The organism is Lentilactobacillus kisonensis DSM 19906 = JCM 15041, assembly GCF_001434135.1.
GTDB lineage: Bacteria > Bacillota > Bacilli > Lactobacillales > Lactobacillaceae > Lentilactobacillus > Lentilactobacillus kisonensis.
In genome coordinates, this window is sequence record NZ_AZEB01000005.1 from 43,451 (window position 1) to 68,059 (window position 24,609).

The window sequence follows — 24,609 nt, forward strand, 5'->3', positions numbered from 1 at the left end:
TTCTTTAGGTGAAGGATCAACGTCCGCATACTTTTTATAAAGGAATTTAAGCTCTTACTTCACTATTCCAAGTGATTGAAAAATCAAGTAAATGTTCAACACAATCAGCACAATCGTTGCAATCCAAGCTGCATACTTCACCCAAGCGCGATTGACAAATTCACCCATCAACTTCTTGTTACTGGTGAAGAGTACTAGTGGGACCACCGCAAATGGCAAGGCAATACTCAAGAATACTTGGGACAACGTCAGTAGGTCCTCTATCTTGGCTTCATTGCCGTGATAGTAAATTGCAAAGGCAATCACTGGTGAAACTGACAGGAGCCGGGTTAACAACCGTTGTGCCCACAAAGGCATCTTTAAGTGAATGAACCCTTCCATGATGATTTGACCTGAAAGCGTTCCAGTAATCGTTGAACTTTGGCCCGATGACAGTAAGGCAACGGCGAACAACATACTCAACAGTGGGCTGGCAATTGATCCAACAATATGGGAGTTACTCAAGGCGTTGAACAGGTCGACAAACCGGCCGAGTTGGCTGTCCGTTCCGAAGAATAATGCAGCTCCAAGTACCAGTAACAAGCTGTTAACAACAAAGGCAATCGTCAATTGAATATTTGAATCAATCGTCGTGAACTTGATAGCCTTCTTAACAGCGCCCCGATCATTGCGGTCAAGTGCACGGGTTTGAGAAATTGACGATCCCAGGTAAAGGTCATGGGGCATTACCGTTGCCCCAACAATCCCAAGGGCTAAATACAACATTGACTTGTTAGTGACAATGTCAGTTGATGGGAAGTAGCCTTCCAATAGTTCGGTTACTTGCGGTCCTGATAAGAAAACTTCATATGAGAAGACCAGTAGGATAACTGCAACCAAGGTCGCCACAATTGCTTCAATCTTTCGGAATCCTAACTTCATTAATAATAGCAGGATCAACACGTCAGCACTCGTAATCAAGATTCCAACGATTAAAGGAATATTGAACAATAACTTAATCGCAATCGCAGAGCCAATAATTTCAGCAATATCGGTTGCCATAATTGCTAACTCGGTAATTATCCAAAGTACAAATCCAACCCGCTTAGAGGTCTTCTCACGGGTTAATTGAGCTAAATCCTTCCCAGTAACAATCCCTAATCTAGCAGACATTGCTTGCAGCAGCATCGCAATTAAGCTTGAAATCAGGACAACGGACAGCAAACTATACTTAAACTGAGCACCACCGGCGATTGACGTAATCCAGTTCCCTGGATCCATATAGCCGACTGCAATCAGGATTCCCGGTCCGGTATAGGTGAGTAACGTCTTCCAGAAGCCGGCATTGTCTGGTACCTTGATACTGCCGTTAACTTCATCCAGACTCTTACTCGGTGTTTCTTCAAATGAAAATAACTTCTTCTTTGGTTCCATAGTGTTCTCTCGCATTTCGAAAGCCCTCTTTCCATTGGTTTGAAATTCAGGTCAGTTATTTGAATGAACTCAACTAATTGCCGATAGTTATTATAGGCTGATCCTATTTTTAGTCAACCCTAAACTATTTGTGATAAGTGGGTGAAAATAAATGCTACCGATTACATCATTAGCAAATCCATCTTTCGAAGCTTTCTTTTTTATTTTTGATCCATATTCATTATAACCTCTTTTGGTGATAATTTAACCGTTATATTATAGATGGAATTCATATTAAGCAGGTCCGCCTTTAGCCACAAAATCCATCAGTCCCTGGTATCCTTTTTGGACTTCATCATGTTTTTTTGACTTATCTGGTCTAAATCATTGCTATTTTGGATGATGGCTGTTAAAGTATAGATAATGTATTTATACTTCGAAACAAGGTACACCGTTCTATTAAGAATGATCCCTATTTTCAAGTTTCAAATGCAAATATAACGGCGCAAAGCGCATGGAGGTTTCATTCTTATGGAACAAGGTACAGTTAAATGGTTTAATGGCGACAAGGGTTACGGATTTATCACTTTAGAAGACGGCAAGGACGTATTTGTTCACTTCTCAGCTATCAATGCTGACGGTTACAAGACCCTTGAAGAAGGCCAACATGTTACCCTTGACGTTGAAGACAGCGACCGTGGCCCACAAGCTGCTAACGTTTCTGTTGTAAACGACTAATTTAATTTAGTAATAAAAAGTCTCCTGTGAGGGGCTTTTTATTTTGCTTAATTTTAAGTAAGACAAAAAACGGGTTACACCCCAGCTGAGGTGCAACCCGTTTTTTGTCGATTATCCAAACAAACTACTTTTTGGTAACTGATACATATTTTTGATTTGCTGTGACATAGTCGCCATTAGTTAACTGGAATCTGGTGACACTGCCTTTTACCACGATTCGCTTGACTTTGAGTGTCGTTCCTTTCTTGAGCCGTTTGCCTTGCTTAGAAGTCAATCGGCTGTTCTTATATTTGAAGATTCCCTTGGTATTCTTGACGGTTACTTTATAACCAGTCAACTTGCCGGTGTAGTATGCCTTTTTAACCTTGGTTCCCTTTACGAAGCCTTGGCTAGCCGTGACATATTTACCGTTTGTCAGGAGATATCTTGTCGTTTTACCAGAACGAACGATCCGAGCGACGTGTAGAACAGTACCAGCCTTTACATAACGTCCCTTCTTAGCCTTCTTGAACGTCTTACCAGAATACTCATACAACCCCTTGGCATTAGCTACATAAAGAACTGAATTCTTGTAGAGATCGTCATTGTACTTGGAAGCAATCGTCGTAAAGCCGGTAAAGGTCTTCAATCCAGTTACATGAGAACCATCAGTCAAAATCAACTGCGTCTTATCGCCGACTTTTTCAACTCGTACCACATGCAAAACTGTACCAGCTGGAATGTAGTTGATTCGTTTACCACTTGCCGTGTAACGATACAATCCCTTTCGAGTAGTCGTTGTCTTGCCAGAAAGCGTTGTCCAGTAATTATTGGCAGTCTTAGCAGCCGCACTCGACGTACTAGTAGAGGCACTAGTTGATGGCGTTGCTGATGAAGAAGTGGCCGATGAGCTGGTATTGGCTGATGTTCCAGAACCGCCAGCAATACCACCACTTATTGAACCACCGCCATTTGTCGATGTCGTCGCAGCAGCACTAATTGCTTGGGCAGCACTTGTTGCAGCACTGGCAGCCGTACTGTTTACAGCGGCACTAGCAGCACTCGCAGCTGAAGTAGCAGCGGAGGCAGCAGCCGAGGCAGCGGCACTCGCTTGTTCTGAAGCATCTTTACCAGCTGCAGAAGCACTCGCAGCAGCCGAAGCCGCCGCACTGGCTACAGCAGCACTGGCACTTGTAGCGGCACTCACTTGAGCACTTGCAATTGCGGCACTGGTAGCAGCCGAAGCCGAAGCAGCAGCGCTCGCTACGGCAGCACTCGCAGCACTATTCTTTTCAACAGCCTCGCTAGCAGCTGCGCTAATAGCAGCACTAGCTGAGTCCGCAGCACTGGTTGCTGCCGTTGACGTTGCAGTGGAAGCAGCGGAGGCAGCTGTAGATGTCGCAGCAGAAACAGCGGCACTGACTTGCTCTGATGTCGTCTTGCCAGCAGAACTGGCCGAGTCGGCAGCACTCTTTGCAGCGGAAGCAGCAGCACTCGCAGCGGCAGATGAAGCATCAGCAGCACTTTGAGCGGCACTCGCAGCAGCACTGATTGCTTTGACAGCACTTGTTGCTGCACTAGCCGCAGCTGATGAAGTAGCAGCCGAAGCCGAAGCAGCGGCACTAACTGCCGCACTTGTAGCAGCAGAGGCAGCAGCACTTGCTTGCTCTGAAGCATCCTTGCCAGCTGTAGAAGCACTAGCAGCAGCAGAGGCAGCAGCACTCGCAATTGCGGCACTCGCACTAGCAGAACCACTGGCGGCAGCACTGGCAATCGCTTCACTGGCAGCAGTAGAAGCGCTCTTTGCGGCACTCGCTGCGGCACTGGCAGCTGCACTACCCTTTTCGGCAGCTTCACTAGCAGCAGCACTGATTGCGGCTGAAGCCGAAGCAGCGGTGCTTGCGGTAGCAGCACTTTGAGCGGCACTCGCAGCTGAATTGGCAACTACTGCAGCAGCAGAGGCGGCAGCACTCGCTTGTTCAGAAGCGTTCTTACCGGCCGCGCTTGCTGAAGCAGCAGCACTCTTTGCAGCACTGGTAGCGGCATCTGCAGCAGCACTGGCTGAATCTGCAGCACTTTGAGCAGCACTGGCGGCATCACTGATTGCTTTAGCGGCACTCGCAGCGGCGCTCGCAATTGCTTCACTTGTAGCGGTAGAAGCAGCACTCGCAGCGGAAGTAGCAGCACTGGCGGCAGCGGAAGCAGCAGCACTCGCTTGTTCTGACGCATTCTTGCCAGCTGCACTAGCAGAGGCAGCAGCACTCGCAGAATTTGCCGCGCTGGTTTCAGCACTGACAGCAGCACTGGCTACCGCTGCACTCGCGGATTTAGCAGCACTCGCAGCAGCTTCACTGGCAGCACTTCCCTTTTCAGCAGCAGCACTCGCAGCAGCACTGATTGCGGCACTGGCGGAAGCCGAGGCAGCAGAAGCAGCACTCGCAGCGGCGCTTTGAGCAGCACTGGCAGCATCGCTGATTGCTTTAGCGGCACTGGCGGCAGCACTGGCAATTGCAGCACTTTCAGCGGCGGAGGCCGATTTAGCGGCAGAGGCAGCAGCACTCGCAGCTGCAGAAGCAGCAGCACTCGCTTGTTCAGAAGCATTCTTACCGGCAGCACTAGCTGAGGCAGCAGCTTCACTGGCAGCACTACCCTTTTCAGCAGCGGCACTCGCAGCGCTACTAATGGCAGCACTAGCTGATTCGGATGCGGCAGAAGCAGCAGCCGAGGCAGCAGCACTCGCACTTTCAGCAGCGGAAACAGCACTCGCTGCAGCACTGGCGGCAGCGGAAGCAGCAGCACTAGCTTGCTCAGAAGCATTCTTACCTGCAGTCGAAGCTGAGGCAGCAGCACTTGCTGCAGCAGAAGCAGCGGCACTGGCGGCAGCACTCGCAGCTTCACTTGCTTTTTGAGCATTAGTCTGAGCAGCAGAAGCAGCAGTAGAAGCTTTTGACGCTGAAGCAGCAGCACTTGCAGCTGAAGCGGCAGCACTCGCAGCAATATCTTTTGCAGCACTCGTACCAATCTGATCAGCAGCAGCACTCGCACTTTCAGCAGCAGAAGCCGCGCTTGCAGCAGCGACACTTGCTGACTTAGCAGCAGAAGCAGCAGTAGAAGCAGCATTTGATGCCGTTGTATTATCACCATCACTAGCCGCACTGGCTGCAACGTTAGCGGCACTCGTAGCCAAGCTGGCAGCGGCACTCGCTTGAGCAGAAGCATCACTTGCCGCCACAGAACCCGCATTAATGGCCGCCGAAGCGCTGGCACTGGCAGCTGTGCTAGAAGCTACTGCACTAGTATACGATTCACCTGCTTCACTAGCAGCCGTCGCAGCGGAGGTAGCATTAGCTGCGGCGCTCTTAGAATTTGCCAAAGCCGCACTAGCAGAAGCCACTGCAGCAGAAGCACTCGCTGCAGCTTCAGGAGTCTTAGCAATCGAGGCAGCAGCTGAAGCAGCTGAAGCGGCGGCACTCGCAGCTGAAGCGGCAATGCTGGCACTGGTAGCAGCAGAAGCAGCCGCACTCGCTGCATTCCTTGCAACAATTGAAGCAGACTTAGCGTCAGAAACGGTTGCCGCACTTTTGGCAACTGCCGCGGCACTAATTGCAGATGAAGCATTTACTGAAGCAATATTAGCAGCGGAGGCAGCAGCTTCACTCGCAGCACTAGCAGCGGAAGCACCACTAGTTACTGTGGCATTAGCTGAACTGATAGCGGCACTGTCTGCGTCTGCGGAACTTTGAGCAGCACTGGCAGCATCACTAATTGCTTTAGCAGCACTCGCTGTTGCATCAGAAATTGCAGCACTTTCAGCAGCAGAAGCTGATTTGGCAGCCGAGGCAGCGGCACTGGTAGCAGCCGAAGCAGCAGCACTCGCTTGTGCCGAAGCATCTTGACCAGCAGCCGAAGCACTCGCTGCAGCTTCACTGGCAGCAGCGGAAGCAGCAGCACTCGCGGCATTTGCAGCGGACGTTGCAGCACTTTCAGCCGCACTCGCTACCGCAGCACTCGCTGATTTAGCAGCCGAGGTGGCAGCACTCGCTGCGGCACTCCCCTTTTGAGCAGCTTGACTAGCGGCATCGCCAATAGCCGCACTCGCAGAGGCCGAAGCAGCGGAGGCAGCAACACTCGCTGCAACACTAGCCGAGGCAGCAGCGGAAGCAGCACTCGCTGCGGCACTGGCGGCAGCGGAAGCAGCAGCGCTGGCTTGTGCTGAAGCATCTTGACCAGCAGCCGAAGCACTCGCAGCAGCGGCTGATGCAGCCGAGGCAACGGCGGCAGCAGAAGCTGAAGCAGTATTTGCAGCACTTTGAGCGGCACTGGCAGCATCACTAATTGCTTTAGCAGCACTCGCGGTTGCATCAGAAATTGCAGCACTAGCAGCGGCACTGGCTGATTTGGCAGCCGAAGCAGCGGCACTCGCTGCGGCTGAAGCAGCAGCGCTGGCTTGTGCTGAAGCATCTTGACCCGCGGCCGAGGCACTGGCGGCAGCAGCACTCGCGGCAGCGGAAGCAGCAGCACTCGCGGCATTTGCAGCGGACGTTGCAGCACTTTCAGCCGCACTCGCTACAGCGGCACTCGCTGACATGGCAGCTGATGCGGCAGCACTCGCAGCGGCACTTCCTTTCTGAGCAGCTTGACTAGCGGCATCGCTAATAGCAGTGCTAGCCGATGCTGAAGCTGCGTTCGCAGCATCGGAGGCAGCAGCACTGGCCGAAGCAGCCGCAGAAGCAACGCTCGCGGTCGCACTGGCGGCGGCAGAAGCAGCGGCGCTGGCTTGTGCTGAAGTGTCTTGCCCCGCAGCACTCGCACTCGCTGCAGCACTCTTGGCAGCACTCTGAGCAGCACTAGCCGCACCCGATGTAGCAGCACTAATTTGATCAGCAGCAGAGGTAGCAACACTCGCTGCGGAAGCAGCACTTTCAGCGGCGGAGGCAGCACTGGCCGCAGCAGCACTAGCACTTTTAGCAGCTGCACTCGCTGCACTGGTTCCTGCTTGACTGGCCGCACTAGCCGCACTGGTTGATGCACTAGCGGCACTAGCGGCAGCAGCACTCGCTACAGCGGCAGCACTTCTAGCAGCACTCGCTGCGGCACTCGCTGCGGCACTCGCTGCGGTATTATCAGAAGCAGCTGAAGCGGAGGTAGCAGCACTCGCTGCGGAGGCAGCAACACTGGCAGCACTCGCAGCTGAAGCACTCGCCGTCTTGGCATTATCAGCAGCTGAGTTAGCGGCAGCAGAAGCACTCGCAGTTGTTGTCGCATCAGAGATAGCTGCACTGGTATAAGCATCTGCAGCTTCACTAGCAGCAGTAGAAGCAACCTTGGCAGCACTAGCAGCGGATTTAGCATTATCTAAAGCCGCACTGGCTGATTTAGCAGCACTGGCAGCAGCTTCACTCGCAGCTGGCGTTCCTGCAACAATTGCAGCACTAGAAGCAGCGGAGGCAGCAGTAGAAGCATTTGCAGCAGCAACACTAGCACTCGTGGCAGCGCTATTAGCCGCACTTGCCGCAGCGCTGGCAGCAACTGAAGCAGATTTAGCATCACTGACGGTTGTTGCCGTCTTGCCAGCAGAAGCAGCACTCGTTGCTGTGGCTTCATTTTCAGCAGCAACACTCGCAGCATTGCTTGCAGCAACACTCGCACTTGCTGCCGTATTTGCGCCACTGGTTATCGTCGAAATTGCGGCACTCGTGGCAGCCGAAGCCAAATCGCTGGCAGTTTTAATAGCTGCAGAAGCACTAGCAGCAGCACTGGTTGCCACACTTTGAGCAGAAGCGGCAGCACTATTTGCCGTGCTAGCAGCTGCAGATACAGCATCACTAACAGCAGCAGATGCACTCTTTCCTGCTGAAGTAGCTGAGGCAGCCGCAGAATCGGCAGCCGACTTAACAGCAGCACTAGCGGAATTAGCAGCTGAAGCAACGGCATCACTAGCAGCATTAGCGGCGCTTGTAGCAATGCTTTGAGCCGAACTTCCAGCAGAATCGGCGGCTGATTGGATCGCAGCACTGGCCGAGGCAGAGGCTGAATTAATGGCATCACTAGCAGCCCTTTGAGCAGCTGAAGTAGCAGCAACAACTGCTGCACTCGCTTGTTCAGAAGCATTCTTTCCAGCCACACTAGCGGAAGCAATGGCCTCAGAAGCGGCTGTGCTAGCGGAAGCTGCTGCAGAGGTTTGATTTGCCGTACTCTGGTTAAGTGCCGCAATTAATGAATCAGTGGCCGCACTGGCAAACTCGGAAGCTGACGCAGCACTAGCCGAAGCAATCTTGGCAGCACTAGCAGCGGCACTGGCTGCGGAACTAGCCGAATTAAGGCTTGCCGAAGCGGCGGACGTATTGCCTGCCGCACTCGCAGCGCTTTGAGCAACCGCAAATTCACTGGCGGTCTGATTAGCTGCACTGGTTGCTATGCTAGCAGCAGCCGATGCAATAGCGGCAGCACTCGTTGCAGCACTCTTAGCCAACGTTGCTGAGGTGACATCCCCAGCCTTAGCAGCCGAAGCCGCACTGGCTGCAGCGGCACTGGCACTTTGATAAGCAGCCGATGCAGAAGCTACCTGATCGCTAGCAATCGCAGCCACACTCTGGGCATCGCTAGCAGCCGACACAGCAGCTGATTCAGCCTTCGTTTTAGCTTGAGCATTTGCAGCACTAGCAGCTGATACGGCATTGTTATATGCGGCACTGGCAGCTGCGGCACTGGCAACCGCGTTAGAAGCGGCCGCACTTGCAGATTGATAAGCATTCGCCGCACTAGTAGCCGCACTGGCAGCCGAGCTAGCTTGATCCTGGGCGTCCGCATATGAAGCATCACTTGTCGAAATTGTTTTGGCAAGATCAGCAGCACTGGCAGCGGCTGCTGAAGCCGCACTCGCAGCAGTAGAAGCAGCCAAAGCAGCACTGGTGGCATTACTTCCAGCAGCACTCGCAGCAGCACTTGCTACGGCTGCTGAAGTTAAATCACCGTTTTTAACAGCAGTGGTAATTGAATCACTGGCAGCACTAGCAGCGGCAGAAGCACTTTGAGCAGCACTCGCAGCCGTACTTGCATTCGCCGCTTGGGCATCAGCATTGGCTGCAGCTGAAGTGATCGCCTGCGTATTTGTCTGGGAAACCAATGCCTTTACAGCATTATTTAAGTTAGTGGTTGCTGTTAGAATATCTGTAGCACTCACTTTACTCAAATCTGCTTTAGCACTGGCTGAAAGCGTTTCAGCGGCCGCTAATGCAGTTTTAACCGCATTATAACTAGTCGTCGTGTACTTGGTTGAATCAATCGCGCTCGCAGCACTAATTGCCTGATCCAAACCAGAGGTACTCTTAGTAGCTTCCGTTAATGCCTTATTCAACGCAGCCGCAGCTGAATCTGCACTACTCTGTGTCACAGCAGCCGAAGTTGTCATTTGGTTTTCAGTGGCTTGCGCAGAAGTCAAAATGCTTTGAGCATCCGAAAGTGTCGATACCAAAGCATTCCATTCATCCGAAGTTGCCTGAGTAGAACCTTGTCCGGCAGCAACAGCAGCACTAGCAGCTGAAACAGCAGCACTCAATGCACTGGTATCAGTTGGTACATAGAAGTGCCCAGTAACGGTATTTTCAAGACCGCTGACCGTTGTCCCACTCGGTTGAATATCATTATTCCCGGTTGAAATACCGGTTTGAACCCGAGTCGTTGCATCCACGTATTGACCAGCCTTCAAAGCAGGGATCGAAATTGACCACTTGCCGTTGGCGTCCGCTTGGATGGTTGATTGGTATGCCCGGGATCCATCAGAATTGTAAATTGAAACTTGAACGGTATAAACGTTAAGGTCGCCTGAAGCAAGCGAGCTAGTCTTCGAACTACTAATAGCATCACTAAAGCTAGTACCAACTGGTGTGATCGTCGTAATCGTCCCGTCAAGGGTTTGTGATCCTTGGCTCATTGAATTAAAGTCAACGTTAACGTACGGCGTTTGACCATCTTGCAGGCCATTTGACAAATAACCTACAGTACCATTCGTAACCTGGCCAGATGCACTAACTCGCTGAACCTGAGCTGTAATGACGTCACCAGTATTCAAGGTGGTCCCAGAAACAACGTTGCCATTCTTATTACCAAACGATGCTGAGAAAGTACCGTCGGAATTAACCGCCGTGGTAACTGTTTGCCCTGTGGTCTTATCAGTAACGATCACCTGCAGCACATCGCCACTATTATTAGAAGCAGCCGCTGCAGAGAAGGCAGCTGAATCAAGTTTGCCACTAACGGTGTTTGTCCCTTCAGCAATCACTCTGGTCAAGCTGCCACTGGTAACTGCTGGAACGGCACTTTGAATACCTGCAGACAAGGTTGCCAATCCACCGGTGGCGCCAGAACTCCAATCAGTGCCAGTTTGAGAACTACCAGAAGTCGTGCCGTAAACGTTGGCAAAAGTGGTGGCATCACTGAGGGTCTTCCCCTGGGTCGTTGAAAATCCAGTGGCACCAGCAGTAACTGTAATCGTGTTGGCCGCCGTTACAGCATCTGAACTAGCATCGCTCGCGAGCGTTACTCGTTGCAAATATGTGCCAGTATCAGCAGACCATGTCTTTAAATTCAAAGTAAAGACATAGCCAGCAGCAGTGGTCCCACCACCAATCACTTTACTATTAACGGTGAAGACTGTTTGCCCTTGGCTATTAACAGAAGTCGTAACTTGAAAATCACCAGTATTAATTGCATTAGCCAGAGTAGTTGTTTTAGTGGTATCCAAAACGGACACAGTAGTTCCAAGAATATTTATACCACCTGAGGTGACCGATTTCATTCCGGTACCGGCACTACTACTACCACCCGCTTCATAGTAAGAAGCTGTAACATACTTTTGCCAGTCACTACTATTGAAAAACGTTGTCAAGGTAGTTGGCAAAGTAAACGTTGTTGTATAACCGTTTCCCACTGAAAGTAAATTGGAAATTGAGGAAGCATCCCCAAAAGTAATGGTCCCAGCGCTAGCATTAATCGTGTTAGTTGCCTGACTTTCTAAACTATCATCTTTGAGATCATTGTTCGTCCCATAGACATAGAAGTAAACACCAGTATTCAAACTAATCGACCCACCACCAGTCTTAGACAAGTTGGCGGTATAAAAGTTCACGGTGTTATATGCCGTTTGCAAGGTCCCCGCGTCAGTCGTGCCACTGTTCAATGTGTTGATAGCTGTTTGAATCGCGTTCTTCAAATTCGTAATAGAATCTGAAGAGACCCCAGACATCACTGTTGAATTCGATGCAGTTGACTGAGCAGCGGACAAGGCTGTCTTCAATTGGTTCTTATAAGCAGCTGCAGAGGCGTCGGTTGGCACCGTTGCCCAAATAGCCGTTGTCAGCTTAGCGGTATCGCTTGCCAAAGTTGACGCATTGGAATCGTTATAGCGCGCATATTGGGCATTGGCTAAAGCAGCAGAAAGTACTTTATAAGAATCAGTAGTCACACCATTGCTACCGGCACTGCTAATACCACTTGCCGTATTGATAAACTGATCCAAGCTATCAATCGTAACTTGGAAAGTAGTTTTAAGATCGTTAATGGCACTGGTAATTGCCGCAGAAGCAGCTGCAAGCTTATCAGGTGTACTTGCACTATCACTTAACACTGCCGTGGCGGAGGTAATAGCCGAACTCAATGCACCAGTTGTCGAAGCATCGAATGCTGATCCGGAACCAGCGTTAAGCAACGTTGTCCCACCGGAAATTGCATCACTCAAGCTACTCGTATAAGTGTCCTTGCCATTTCCAAACAATGCCTGGTAGGCTTTATTTAGTGAAGCCGTGGCGTTACTAATTTGATCAGCAGTTGCCCCAGCATTGTTCAAAACTGAAGTCGCATAGACATAGGCACTTGAAAAATCGCCCCATGTACTTGAAGCGTAATTAGCTGAAGCGCCGGTCGCTTGATAGGTAACCTTAGCTGTGTTAATTGCAAATGATAGATCAGTTAAGCTGGCTGCCTTAACTAACCCGCTAACTGCTGCAGACAAATTACCCATTGCGGTCTTAGCGGTATCTGCAGCCGTTGAATCGGTAACGGCACTAGCAGCACTTAAGGCGGATTTTAATGTGTAATTGAAGCTGATGTATACGAACCGGCACTGGCAATCGCAGCACTTGCTGAAGCCGCTAATGAACTGTAACCGCTGGTAACTGCTTTGGTCGTCGATTGATTAAGAGTTGTAATGGCATCTTGTAACGCTTTGTAGATAGCCGCTGCCCGATCACCGGTAGCAGCAGAATTAGCAGCCGTACTTGTCGCAGCAGAAAGAGCCGTGTTGTATGCCTTCCAAGCTTCTGAAGTGTAGCTAGCCGAAGCAGAAGTCGGAAATTCTGCGTTAGCTGAAGTAACGGCATCGTTCAAAATAGCAGTGGTAATTTGTTTGCCGTCACTGGTAGCCGTTGGAATCAAACTCTTAACTGCGGTATTAATCAACTTTGTTGCTGCATTAAGAGCCGTTAAGCTTGAGCTGGCCGACAATTGATTCAAATCACTGACGGTCTCACTCATTTCTGCATAGGACTGACCGGTATAATTACTTGCCGTCGATGGAACGCTATTTAAAGCATTTGAGTATGCGGCATAGGCAGCTGATTTAGTAGTGGCAGCACTCAAAGAAGCCGTGGCTGCTAGTACATAAGCAGCTGCGCTTGGTGCCACAACAGCTGCAGAATCAGCATAGGTCTGGGCAAGAATTGCTTGTGCGCTAGCAAGCGTTGCAGCTGTCACTGAAGCAGCATCACTATTTAAAGCTGAAGCTAAACTGCTAGCGGCACTGGCAGCAGCGTTCGTCAATCTAGCTGAACTAGCCGCTAAAAGAGCTTGATCAGATGCTACGGTTGAAGCAGACTTGGCAGCTGACAACCCAGCACTAGCTTTAGCAACGTCACCAGTTGGAACTGCAGCAGAAGCAGATGCTGCCCCTGCGCTGGCACTAGTGACTGCCTTTGAAGCAGCTAGTGAAGCCGCGCTAGCAGCCGAAGCCGCAGATGCTGCGATACTGCCAGCAGCAGATGCCTTCGCATCAGTAGCGCTTCCTGAAACGGCCGCTGACAAAAGATCCGTCCCTGATTCACTGGCCGCCTCAATTGACGTTAAACTGGCACCTAGAGCAGCTGTCTTAGTTGCCGATTTAGTCGTTGCAGTCGATGAGTCAGTCTTACCCGCACTACTATTCGTGCTTGTGCTGGTCCCAGACGTAACCGACTGATCGGAAGTTGATTGAGCCGAGGAACCGCTTGTTGTACCGCTCTCATCGCCGGTCGATGAACTACTTTGCTGGCTTGAATTAGCTGATGCTGTGTCTTCAGCCGCTGAAGACGTACTAGTAGTCGTTGTCGTCTTTTGATCAGCGGCGGATTGAGTGGATGAATCAGCTTGCTTAGCAGTTGAACTTGAGGCATCCGATTGAGTCTCACTAGTGGAAGCAGCACTTGACTGAGCGCTACTTTGATCTGATTGAGTCCCTTCAGAACCAGAAGTTTGATCGCTGCTTGAAACAGTTGAGGTTTTACTTGAACTACTGGTGGTCGAACCGGTTGTTACTTCAGCGGTCGTGCCATCAAGCGAAATAGCTGAATTTGAAGTATTATCGTCTGATGGTTCAATCACTGCCGTATGATCGCCGGTTGATCCCCCTGTACTTATTGATTGGTTGGTTGAAGATTGCACATTTTCAGTCTTCGCAGCCTCGGTGCTAGCAGAAACAGACGTTGAGTCAACAACTGCCCCACCAAGTGAAAATGTCACAACGGTGATCGCGGCAAACAGCCACCGCTTACCACTCTTGTACATTTTATAGTGCTGCTTTTGACTAATAATACTGTCTTCAACCATTTTATTGTGTTTTGACAATATCTGTTACCTCCCCAAAAAACGAGCTTATAATAGTCTCTAGAATCAAGTTATTTGTCGCGCATTCCTCCTTTATTTATACATCTGATAAGCATATTATTTAATTTAGAAATTGTTAATGACGTATTAACTTTTGCTTATATTAAAAAATAAACCGTTTTCATTGCAATAATTTTAATCAGATGAAGTTTTACTTAACTATATGTGTTTCTAGTTGATTATTAACCCAATAACAACTACACTACATGAAGTAGTTAGCTATGTTACTAATGAAATAGCATTAATTACATAGTTGTAACAAATGTAGTGGTAAACTAGTCATATAATGAACGCCATTAACAACTTCATTAGACGGATTTTAACACATAATCACAAAAATGGCTCAAATTATTATCATTTTTTAGTTACTTTTTGTTAATGAATTTTTATTCATAATAATTAATAAAATCAACTGGAGGTATTTTTATGTTATATTTTGTCAATTTCAATATGCCAGTGAACAAATCAGGAATTGAACACGCTCAACTCAAACGAATTGCCCTATTTAAAGCACATAAGGTACCCGCAAAGATTGTCACTAGGGATTATGACCCGCAACTGCATTACAACCTCAAATATACCGACTTAACTGACGACGATATTTTAAATGAATTTGATTACTTTCAAAAAGCTACTCACGTCAAAACCAAAGAAGTTACGCCGGCTGACGTTAAGATACCCGCAAATTTCAGCGATCACGTCGTCAAAAACTGGGTTGCCGACCAAAATTACTACGAATACTATCACAACCAAGCTATTTTCATGCGGGTTGCGGTCTTTCCAAATACTCAGCAAGTCGCTGCCGTCCACTACTTTGATACACTGCAAAATTTATACCGAGTTGATTATTATGATCGACGAGGCTTTGTCTCAAAGGAGCAGTACTACACACCTGATAACAAAGTCAACATGGAGCAGCTACTGCGCCCGGACGGTTCAGTGGCTGTCCAGCAATTTTACCGCTTTGACCGGTCTATGAAGCGGACAACTTCCCAATTCCGGGTGGTTAATTACCAAGGTAAAGATTACGAATTTAACACGATTTCCGAACTACTGCGCTTTTGCCTGGACGAACTTGCCAGAAAGGACCCCCAAGTCAGTATTTTCGTGTCAGACCGATCCTTAGTTGATGATTGGTCGATCATGCACATGCAAGAAAAGTCTTATAAAGTGCTGCATCTCCACAACTCACAAACCAATGACGCCAACGATCCAATGCATTCCGGGCTTAATTACAATTATGAACTTGGCTTAAATAATCTCGATAAATGGAACGCCATTATCACCGCCACCAAAAAGCAAGCAGATAACGTAGCCGCTCGGTTTAAGCCACAAATTCCAATCTTTGTCATCCCGGTTGGCATCGTCCCAAATTTAGTTTTGACAGAAAATCGGATTCCAATGACTCAGCGAACAGCTGGCAAGGTCATCGCCGTTGCCAGAATTTCTAATGAAAAACGCCTGGACGATCTTGTTCGGGCGATTGGTCAAGCTCGCGAATCGATTCCAAACATTACGTTAGATATATATGGTTACGAAAATAGTGAAAACGACTACGCTGAGCCTAAAAAAGTCCGTCGGGTTATCAAAGAACTAGGATTGGAGGACGTTGTCAAGCTCAAAGGTTATACGAATAATTTGCTGCCGGTTTACCAGCAGGCCCAGGTCTTTGGCCTTACGAGTCGAATGGAAGGCTTTAACCTGTCGTTACTGGAAGCTATTTCACATGGCGTAGTCGGTGAAACCTACGACGTTAATTACGGCCCCAACAGCATTGTTAAGGATGGCATCAACGGCCATATTGTCGCGTTGGGCAACTGGCATCAAATGGCAAATAACTTTGTCAAACTGTTTAAGAACCCCGCGCTGCTACAAAAATTGAGTGATGGTGCTTATCGGTCTGCGGAAGAATACTCGCCAGACAATATTTGGGCGACATGGATCAATCTTATTCAAGATGCCAACCAGAAGATTTCAGACAACTAAGTGGGAAGGTGCAAGTATGTATTATCTTTTAATCAATAGTTTAGGCGAAGACAACATTGAAATTAACAATAATATCAAGCAACAGCTTCGAGTTTTCAAAGCGTATGACAAACCAGTAAAGATTGTGACCCGAAATTACGACCGCTTCCAATCACAGCGTTGCGAGCAACTTGGTATTAGTCAAGCAGACGTCATTAATATGTTCGATTATTTTCAGGAAACCGTTACGATTGACCATAAAAAGCCGACCATCCATGACCTGCCGCAAATTTCTAAACGTGCTTATGAAATTCAACCTCACGGCCCCAACTATCAAGAATTGCGCGACGGTGGCCGACTCATTGCCCACGTTCAAATTATGCCAACCACCGTTGGTCAGGTGAATGATATTCAATACTTCGACGAATTTGGCAATATTTCCGTCACCCAAAATTACGATTGGCGCGGCTTTAAATCATCGGAAGACTATCTTCACCCCGATGGTAATTTTGCCTATACCTTTTGGTTTAATAAGGCGGGGCAACGGGTTTTACAATTAGTTCATATGTATAATGCCGACAAGAAAGTAATTCCCACTAGCTATCATCTAGAAAACTATCACAATAACGATTACTTATTTAGCAATATTGACAACTTATTTAGCTTCTTCCTGGATCAGCTCATCAAAAATGACGATCAGGCAACCCTGATCGTCAATAACCCTGAGGATCTAGCAACCGCGGTTCAAAGTTTAGACAGTCATCCACGGATTTTTCTACGCTACCAGCATCTTTTTGACCCCCAGCAAGTGATTACCAATTCAACCAGTAATCGAATTACAGACACTATCGTCAGCAACAGTAGTCAAGCGGCCGCTCTGCGGGAACATTCAGACCAAGTGATGCCTGCCGTAATCGCAGATATGAGTCTTTCAGACACCGAACTTCATGCTGAATACACCCCGATTGCCAAGCGGACGCACAACAACGTCGTCGCGTTTACTGATTTCACAGACGATATCTCGTTTGTCACTATTTTGAAGGCTTGGCACCTTGTAAGGGAGACCATCCCCGATGCCAAATTAACGCTATGCAGTAAACCGGACTCCCGGGTTGATCTGGTTGCCGTTTTCAAAAAAATCAACGCCGAACATTTGCAAAAGATTGTTAACGTCGTCATTGACCAAAATGGGATCGACCAGGCAGTCTCAACCTCAAAGCTCATCTTATTCTTATCAAAATTTGCCGCAACCCCAACAACACTGTTATACAGCTTCAAAGACAGAATCCCGGTTAGGGCAACGTTAAGCAGCGAATTGGCGCCATTAATTTCAGATATGGGAATCGGCACCCCGATCTCCAGTAACGCGGAAGAAATTGCTAAATCTGTGATTAACTTACTACAGAATGAATCGGAACAAGCAACGGCCGTCCAAACTATCGAAACCGCACGAAACCAGTTAACCATCGATCATTATTGGCAGGCCTGGCAGAAAGTCTTGGATTAACAAACTGGAATTATGCCCGGGCTGAAAGCCATTTAAGTTTTTAATAATAACAAATAGATGCCGAATTCAGACTCAATTGTGAGTTGCTGAATTCGGCATCTATTTGTCTTTTTACATCTTGATTTTTACCCTTTACCATCCTTAAAGGCTGGATACAACGTCATGCCCCCGTCAACAAACAATGTGATGCCAGTTACGTAGCTCGATTCTGTCGATGCTAACCATGCGGCAGCGGCGGCAACTTCCTCGGGTTTCCCAATTCGATCCATCGGCACCATTGCAACTGTTTGATCGTATTGCGCCTGATCCGCAAACTTCTCCGCGTTGATTGGCGTATTAATTGCACCGGGACCAATTGAATTCACTCGAATACCGTCCTTTGCATATTCCATCGCAATTGACTGGGTAAATAACTTAATACCACCTTTAGCCGCTGCGTAGCTCGCAAACGTCGGCCAAGGAATTTGTTCGTGAACCGAAGACATGTTAATGATATTACCATGCTTATTAGTTTGCTTGAAATAGGTTAAGGCTGCCTTTGACCCAAGAAAGACGCCCGTTTGGTTAACGGAAATCACTTTGTTCCAATCAGCTAACGAAAGCTCAGTGGTTGGGGATTTAATCTCCATACCGGCGTTATTTACCCAAACGTCGCAGCTGCCGAAGTTAGCAATCGCCGCCTTTAACAATGCCTGGCTACCATCCTCAGTTGAGACGTCAGCTTTAACGATAATGGCTTCCCCACCATTTTCTTTGACTTCGGCCGCCGTCTTTTTTGCATCGGCATCACCACTATTGAAATTAATCACAACCCTCATATGTTCCTTACCAAACCGTTTGGCAATCGCACTACCGATTCCCTTCGAGCCGCCAGTAATAACAGCAACTTTGTTCTTCAAATCTTCGTACATCCGTATTCCCCCTGTTTCATTAAAATATCGTTGTAATAACAGCACCGGCAACGATCAATACTAATCCCATTATTGTATACATCAATTCACGGCGGCTCTTAGTCTCATGCATCCAGACCATCCCAAGCAATGTTGAAATCACCACTGAGACTTGCGAGACAACAAACGCGGTATTCACACCATTTGCTTTAACCGAAAGAATATATGTAACCGCCGCAAATGAGAAAATCAGGCCGCCGATAATATTAGTCCAGCTAGTTTTCTCCTTAAAAACGTTTCCCTGCTTAGTTGCCAAAATGTAAATGACCGCAGCGAGTACCATCCCAATTGACTCAGGTAAAAAGATTGCTAAGCCGGATTCACTTAATCCCCGGGGAATTGAGTTATAGACCCAGTAGCCAGCCGAAGTTAGAATCAACATAATAATCGTGTTGACCCGCTGCTTATTTTTTCCCTGTTGTTTACGATCGGTAATTGATGTAAGCCAAATACCGATAATCAGCAATAAGACCCCAAGCGCACCAAACGCTTTTTCAACGACCGTCGACCATTCGCCAAAAATGAAGACCCCAATCAGTGACGTCCCCACTAACTGTAACCCAGTAGAAATCGGCATTGTTTGGGAAACGCCTATTTTTTGATAACCATGATACTGGCCAACTTGACCAACAATCCAAAAAGCGCCTGCAAACGCTGCCAATAAAAAGCTCTGTAAAGTGATTTGGGGCCGTAAAACAATAAACACCCCAACACTGGCGATCAAAGTTCCCAACGCCGTTCCTAAAATTTCGTTTGATGGTTTCCCACCTAGCTTCGCAACAACCGGCGGCAAAAGCCCCCAACCAAGCGCTGGCAGTAATAATAACAGTGTATTCAAACCTTCAACCTCCATTTATTAAAAATAAAATCACTAAGAACTACGTCATATAATTCCAAAATGTAAATGTAAACGAATTCTGGAAAACCTTTACAATTTTTTGCCATTTTCTTGAAATTATTTTTCAATACCGAAATAGGGATCAAGACGTTATCGGCACCATGACGATGCGGGATAAGATCTTGACCCCTATTTAAAATTAATCATTAGCAATCATACAGTCATAAGGTACTATGTTCGTTGGTTAATTGGCCGCAGTAAAATTTCATTAATCGCCACGTTCTGCGGTTGATCAATTGCATACGCTACTGCATGGGCAACATCAGCTGCGGACAAGCCGGCCGTTTGCTCTTGCACTTTAATTTGTTCACGCGTTTTTTCATCAGAAATTGTTCGGTACAATTCCGTTTCAACGGCCCCCGGTGAAATCATCGTTGTCCGGATATGATGATCAACCTGTTCTTGTCGGAGACCATCCATAATGGCTTGAATCGCGTATTTAGTCCCCGCATATACGGCGGTCCCTGGATGAACCACGTGACCAGCAACCGAATCAGTGGTAATGATGTGCCCGTGCTTTTGAGCAATCATGATCGGCAATACCGCAGCAATCCCATATAAGACGCCCTTAACGTTAACGTCAATCATGCGTTCCCACTCATCAACTTTTAAATCTGCTAGTGGTGACACTGGCATTAACCCAGCATTATTATACAAAACATCCACTTTACCAAATGTTGATTGTGCAAGATCAACTAAGGACTTAACGCTGTCCCGATTGGTGACGTCCGTTTCTTGATAAACCACCTGGTCACCACCAAATTCAGCGGCAATTTCTGCTAAGCGATCTTTTCGCCGAGCACCAATTACAACGTGGGCACCAGCCTTCGCCAATACTTCGGTCGTTGCCTTACCAATCCCACTAGAAGCCCCCGTAATTACGACTACTTTATTTTTGATCGTCAATCAGCTCACTCCCTTATAATCGTCTCTAATTCAAAATGGTTTAAAAAACTTTGCCCAAACCGCGTCGAATTCTTGAGATAATCCTTGCCAAACTCATCAATCAAACCATGAAACTCTTGCGCGTCTTGATACGTAAAAGTCGTTGGCAATGCCACCCGACTCTTTAATTGATGATAATTAGTCGTTGGATACCCTAAGTAGTTAAAAAGCTTACGAGCATATTTATCCGCGATAAATGCTGGCTGATCGAATACATAAACAATTAAGGAGTCAGCGGTTTCTTCACCAATCCCGGGCAAAGCCAATAGGTCATTTCTCAAGTTAGCCCCTGCCATTGTTTTAAGCTTATCAAAATCACAATTTACTTGATCAAACCATCGAAGAACATTCAGCAAGCTTTTACTTTTATTTTTATAAAAACCGCTTGGGCGAATTAACGTTTCTAATTCTGACTGCTTGAGCTGCAGAATATTGTGAACATCCAGATTCGTTTTAGCCCTTAGATTATTAAGGGCCATATCAACGTTATTCCAATTAGTGTTTTGAACTAAAATCGCCCCAATCACGATCTCCATTTTACTATCGGCAGGCCACCAATGCTGCGGCCCCATTTCTTTGAACATCTTACGATAGAGTGGCACAGGATTAATCACGACTATCATCACCTCCTGGCATAAGTTCATTATAATGCAAAAGCTCCAACTGGGTGAACAACCCCCATCTCCTTTATTGATTACTTTTATATCCCATTTACGCTGCCACAAGTACCAGTCTCTGCCAGCCAACAAAAGCGCGCTGTTATTCCCAAAAATCAGGAATAATAGCGCGCCCCATTTAATTCTGGGATTTCAGCAGCAAGCATCCCAGTGTTACTTCATTCTCTATTAAATTTCGGCATCAAACGATCATCATTGCCTTAAAGCTTGTCGATTGGTTCCTTTAGCTTCTTTGATTGGTACCACAGAAACGCCCAGGCAACGAGGCCAAAGAAGATTGGGCCGATAATCGTCCAGAATGCTGTGACGTAATCGTGAGCAAAAATTGGGGCAACGGCGGTAAAGCCAATCCCAATAATTAATACCAGCATGACAATTGCCACAATGATATCGGTTACCCACCGATTGGTAAAGATTTCAAACGGCCGGTTAAGGTCCTTACGCCGTTTAAAGAATGGGAAAGCGCCAATTAGAAAGAGGTACGGAAACGACGTTGAAATGTTTCCCATATTCGTTAAAATCATATAAAACTTCTTAGCACTGGAGCCACCAAAGGTCACGAAGAAGATCAAGACAGCCACAACGGCCGCCTGCGTCCACATGGCAAACGCTGGCATCCCCTTATCGTTTAATTTTGTCATTCTCGCAGGCCAAAAGTCAGGGTTTGAGCCCATAATAAATGACTTCAATGGTGAATAGATCAAAATAAAGAACGACCCCATATACGCCATGAACATGCTCAACCCAGCAAACCGGGCAAATGACGTTCCAAGAATCAAACAAGCTGCGTGGGACAGATGCAAGCTCTGGCCCAGTACAACCCCTAAATTATTCATCAAAACATAGGTAATATTCCCTAAGTTAACTTGACCGCGACCAATCACTGAATGCCAGTTGGCACTAATCCCCCAGAGGAAAATTGAGAGCGAATAAGCCACCATGATTACCATTGTTGAGATAACCAGCCCCTTTGGAAAATCCCGTTCAGGATTATCCATACTGTCGGTCACCCCGCCCATCGTTTCAGTACCGGCATAGGCAAATACCGCATAGATTACAAACGATAGCAAGGCAAGTGACGACTGAAAGTCTGGATTAGGTGATTGGACAAAACTATGTAAGCCATTGATCGGTTCTGCCAACTGGCCACCATTCATAATCAAGATTACCAAACTGGCAATCGCAAAAATAACCGTTAACAGTGACACAAAGATCCCACCTAATGATGTAATCTTTGAAATGGAATCAACACCTCGAACGGCAAATGACGTGACCACGAGGATCCAAAAGATCGCCATAATCCCGATCACCTGATTGGAGTTAAGTCCTAAAAACGCCCAGCTCTGAGTTTGATCATGACCAAAGATCGTGGTTGAAAACGGAATCCAAACCTTGGAGGCAGTCGACATCAGCCAAATGATCCAAGAAGACAGCCAGATAAACGTGCCAATAAAGGCCCAACGATCACCGATTGAACCAGCCAACCAGGAATAAATCCCGCCATGCGCATCTTTAAACGTTGACCCATACTCAGCGAACATTAACGTGCTTGGCAGCAAGAATAACAGCGCCGCAAACACGTACCAAATAATACTTGCATACCCCATTTGATCAAACGCCACCGTCGTATTGGCAAAGCCGTAGATCGTTGACATAATCATCAAAATAAGGCTGATCAGTGTAATCTTTTTCTTATTCATTATAATTTCGTTCCCCAAAAATTTATTTGTTAACAATTGCTTTCTGATCTCAAAAACACACTTAACTTTATCATTTGGTCATTAAATTTATAACAATGAAATCAAAAAATTAGCCGTGAATTATTAAAAAACACTCGCCATCTTCTCAGTAAATAAGCGAAAAAATCATGACTTCAGCTTTTAGGCTTAATCAAAAACAGTGGTGATTCCTTTACAACAACCCGTTTTCTTTAGCCAATTTGTGACCGAACTTTTAAGCCGATCATTATTCCAACATTACAAAATAATAATTATCAATGATAAAAAAGTGGCGAAAATTTAATCTAACACGCTTCTAGTTCTAAAAAGCGCTCCAACCATCGCCGTCATCGGCTACGATTGAAACGCCTACTATTTTGATACATTACTGAACCACTCCAAGTTACTTAGCAGAAACGTGTTCACTCACTGCGGCTTTTTTTGCCATCATTCGATCTTGAAAGTAGAACACAATCGCAATGCCAATGAGAACGACACTAAACACTGGGAACGGTGCGCCCAATCCAGTAGTTCCTGATACGGCTTGGGCAACTTTCATGCCAAACGGTGATAAGAAGTTTCCAAGATTGCAGCCAATAAGAATTAATGAAGTTGCAAACGCCATACTTTTCTTTGAAACATATAAGCTAAGTGAGTTGTAAATGAAGGGGAAGATTAAACTGCCAGGAATGCCACTAATGACGTACCCGAACAGCAACATCGTGAAGTTATCACCCGAGAAGCCAACAAGTAGGTTTGCAATGATTAACAAGCCAATCCCAATGTAGAGACAACCTTTACCCGTCCATTTGTTCAGGAGGCCAAAGAAGCTGCCAGTGACGATCCCAATAATCGGCATTGCGGCCAAGATATTCGAGGCATTATAGTTTTCGCCCTTAATTGCAACGGCCATCGATGAGAACCGAACACTCAGCGCCGTAAACATCATAACCAGGAGCAAAGCAAAGATTGCCATAATCCAAACAGTTGGTGATAAATTGAATTGAGACTCCGTCTCTGCGCTTTCGCCAGTCTTTGGTTCCGTATTAACTTCTGGGGCAAAAATCCAAAAGAGAACTAAAATTGGAAAGGCAATTAAATAAATGGCAAATGACATGTGCCAGTTCATTGCTAACAGAACGCCAGCAATAATCGTCAAAGTAGCGTTACCAACGTTTTCAACTGATCCCCTAAATCCCTGAAGGGTCGCCTTTGTGTTTGGTTCGCTATCGAATAACACGTTAATAATCGAAACGGCCAGTGAATTAATTAACCCAAAACCGGCGCCTAATAGGAACCGGCTGGCCAAAATCACCGAATAATCTTGTAGCAGCATTGGTGCCCCGCCGGCAACACCGACAAGCAACAGGCCAAGCGCAATTGTCTTTTTAATCCCAATATGATCAGCTAACACAGCGGATAACAGCACGAAAATAACCACTGATAATGCCGGAGCCGTCGAGAGCAGCTCCATTTCCGTATTGGAAATTTTTAACCCAGATTCAATTAACGGCAGCGCCCCGTTAATCGAACCAGCACTTGTTAAAACTAACGAAACAGATAGAACCGCTAGTTTGCTCATAAAGCTATTTTTATTTCTCATTGCTTGTCTCCCCTTTTGATGTGAATCCCGGTTTGTGAAACTGTTTACAGTAACCGTTTTCATTTTTGTTTACTGTTTACTTATACGCCATTTAAACAGTAAAAGTCAAGAATAACTTTCCCTGGGATTCTCTCAATACTGACGTTGGTTGCCTTAAATCCAAGCGATTTCAGGTGTTGATCTTTTTATTTTAAAGACAAGTCCCTCATGCTCATTTAAACAGATTGAAGATGTTTGAGTTCCCCGGTTGACACAAGTCCTAAAAGCGCTTACAATTATTTTTATAAACGTTTACTGTTTACTATAACTTTTGGTGGAGGAATT

Annotated in this window: 12 protein-coding genes; 3 read left to right on the forward strand and 9 right to left on the reverse strand. The window is 46.9% G+C overall.

The features are described 5' to 3' along the window. Positions 1–54 precede the first annotated feature (54 nt). Complete coding sequence (locus FC98_RS03880) at positions 55–1,428, reverse strand: Nramp family divalent metal transporter (protein ID WP_008856092.1); 1,374 nt, start codon at positions 1,426–1,428, stop codon at positions 55–57. Between the two features lie 495 nt (positions 1,429–1,923). Here FC98_RS03880 and FC98_RS03885 point away from each other — a divergent pair, with 495 nt between their 5' ends. After that, positions 1,924–2,130 carry a cold-shock protein gene (locus FC98_RS03885; protein WP_008856094.1) on the forward strand — a complete coding sequence of 69 codons (207 nt, stop codon included), beginning with the start codon at positions 1,924–1,926 and terminating at the stop codon, positions 2,128–2,130. Positions 2,131–2,254: 124 nt separating this feature from the next. On the opposite strand, the gene FC98_RS03890 is transcribed toward FC98_RS03885, so the two are convergent. After that, positions 2,255–12,127, reverse strand: a complete 9,873-nt coding sequence (locus FC98_RS03890) for a DUF5776 domain-containing protein (RefSeq protein WP_056949224.1) — start codon at positions 12,125–12,127, stop codon at positions 2,255–2,257. A 65-nt stretch (positions 12,128–12,192) separates the two neighbouring features. Beyond that, entirely contained in the window at positions 12,193–13,983 is a 1,791-nt protein-coding gene (locus tag FC98_RS03895) for a KxYKxGKxW signal peptide domain-containing protein (protein ID WP_054655033.1), read from the reverse strand. A 465-nt stretch (positions 13,984–14,448) separates the two neighbouring features. Between FC98_RS03895 and FC98_RS03900 the strand changes: the two genes are divergently transcribed. Both FC98_RS03900 and FC98_RS03905 read left to right on the forward strand, forming a co-directional pair. Beyond that, positions 14,449–16,008 (forward strand): glycosyltransferase, encoded by a 1,560-nt coding sequence (locus tag FC98_RS03900; protein ID WP_056949225.1) that lies wholly within the window; start codon positions 14,449–14,451, stop codon positions 16,006–16,008. Between the two features lie 16 nt (positions 16,009–16,024). Continuing rightward, entirely contained in the window at positions 16,025–17,494 is a 1,470-nt protein-coding gene (locus tag FC98_RS03905; protein ID WP_050806252.1) for a glycosyltransferase family protein, read from the forward strand. 125 nt (positions 17,495–17,619) lie between these two features. Here the strand turns inward: FC98_RS03905 and FC98_RS03910 are convergent, their stop codons facing one another. The 6 genes from FC98_RS03910 to FC98_RS03935 form a co-directional block, all read right to left on the reverse strand. Beyond that, on the reverse strand, positions 17,620–18,405 hold the full coding sequence (locus FC98_RS03910; protein WP_056949226.1) for a glucose-1-dehydrogenase: 786 nt from the start codon (positions 18,403–18,405) through the stop codon (positions 17,620–17,622). Positions 18,406–18,424: 19 nt separating this feature from the next. Beyond that, complete coding sequence (locus FC98_RS03915) at positions 18,425–19,282, reverse strand: GRP family sugar transporter (RefSeq protein ID WP_056949227.1); 858 nt, start codon at positions 19,280–19,282, stop codon at positions 18,425–18,427. A 231-nt stretch (positions 19,283–19,513) separates the two neighbouring features. Then, positions 19,514–20,248, reverse strand: a complete 735-nt coding sequence (locus tag FC98_RS03920) for an SDR family oxidoreductase (protein WP_056949228.1) — start codon at positions 20,246–20,248, stop codon at positions 19,514–19,516. A 5-nt stretch (positions 20,249–20,253) separates the two neighbouring features. Next, positions 20,254–20,910 carry an endonuclease III domain-containing protein gene (locus FC98_RS03925; RefSeq protein WP_172633911.1) on the reverse strand — a complete coding sequence of 219 codons (657 nt, stop codon included), beginning with the start codon at positions 20,908–20,910 and terminating at the stop codon, positions 20,254–20,256. A 254-nt stretch (positions 20,911–21,164) separates the two neighbouring features. After that, positions 21,165–22,664 (reverse strand): glutamate/gamma-aminobutyrate family transporter YjeM, encoded by a 1,500-nt coding sequence (gene yjeM, locus FC98_RS03930; protein WP_008856105.1) that lies wholly within the window; start codon positions 22,662–22,664, stop codon positions 21,165–21,167. A 421-nt stretch (positions 22,665–23,085) separates the two neighbouring features. Beyond that, positions 23,086–24,285, reverse strand: coding sequence for an MFS transporter (locus FC98_RS03935; protein WP_054655039.1), 1,200 nt, complete (start codon positions 24,283–24,285; stop codon positions 23,086–23,088). Positions 24,286–24,609: the final 324 nt, after the last annotated feature.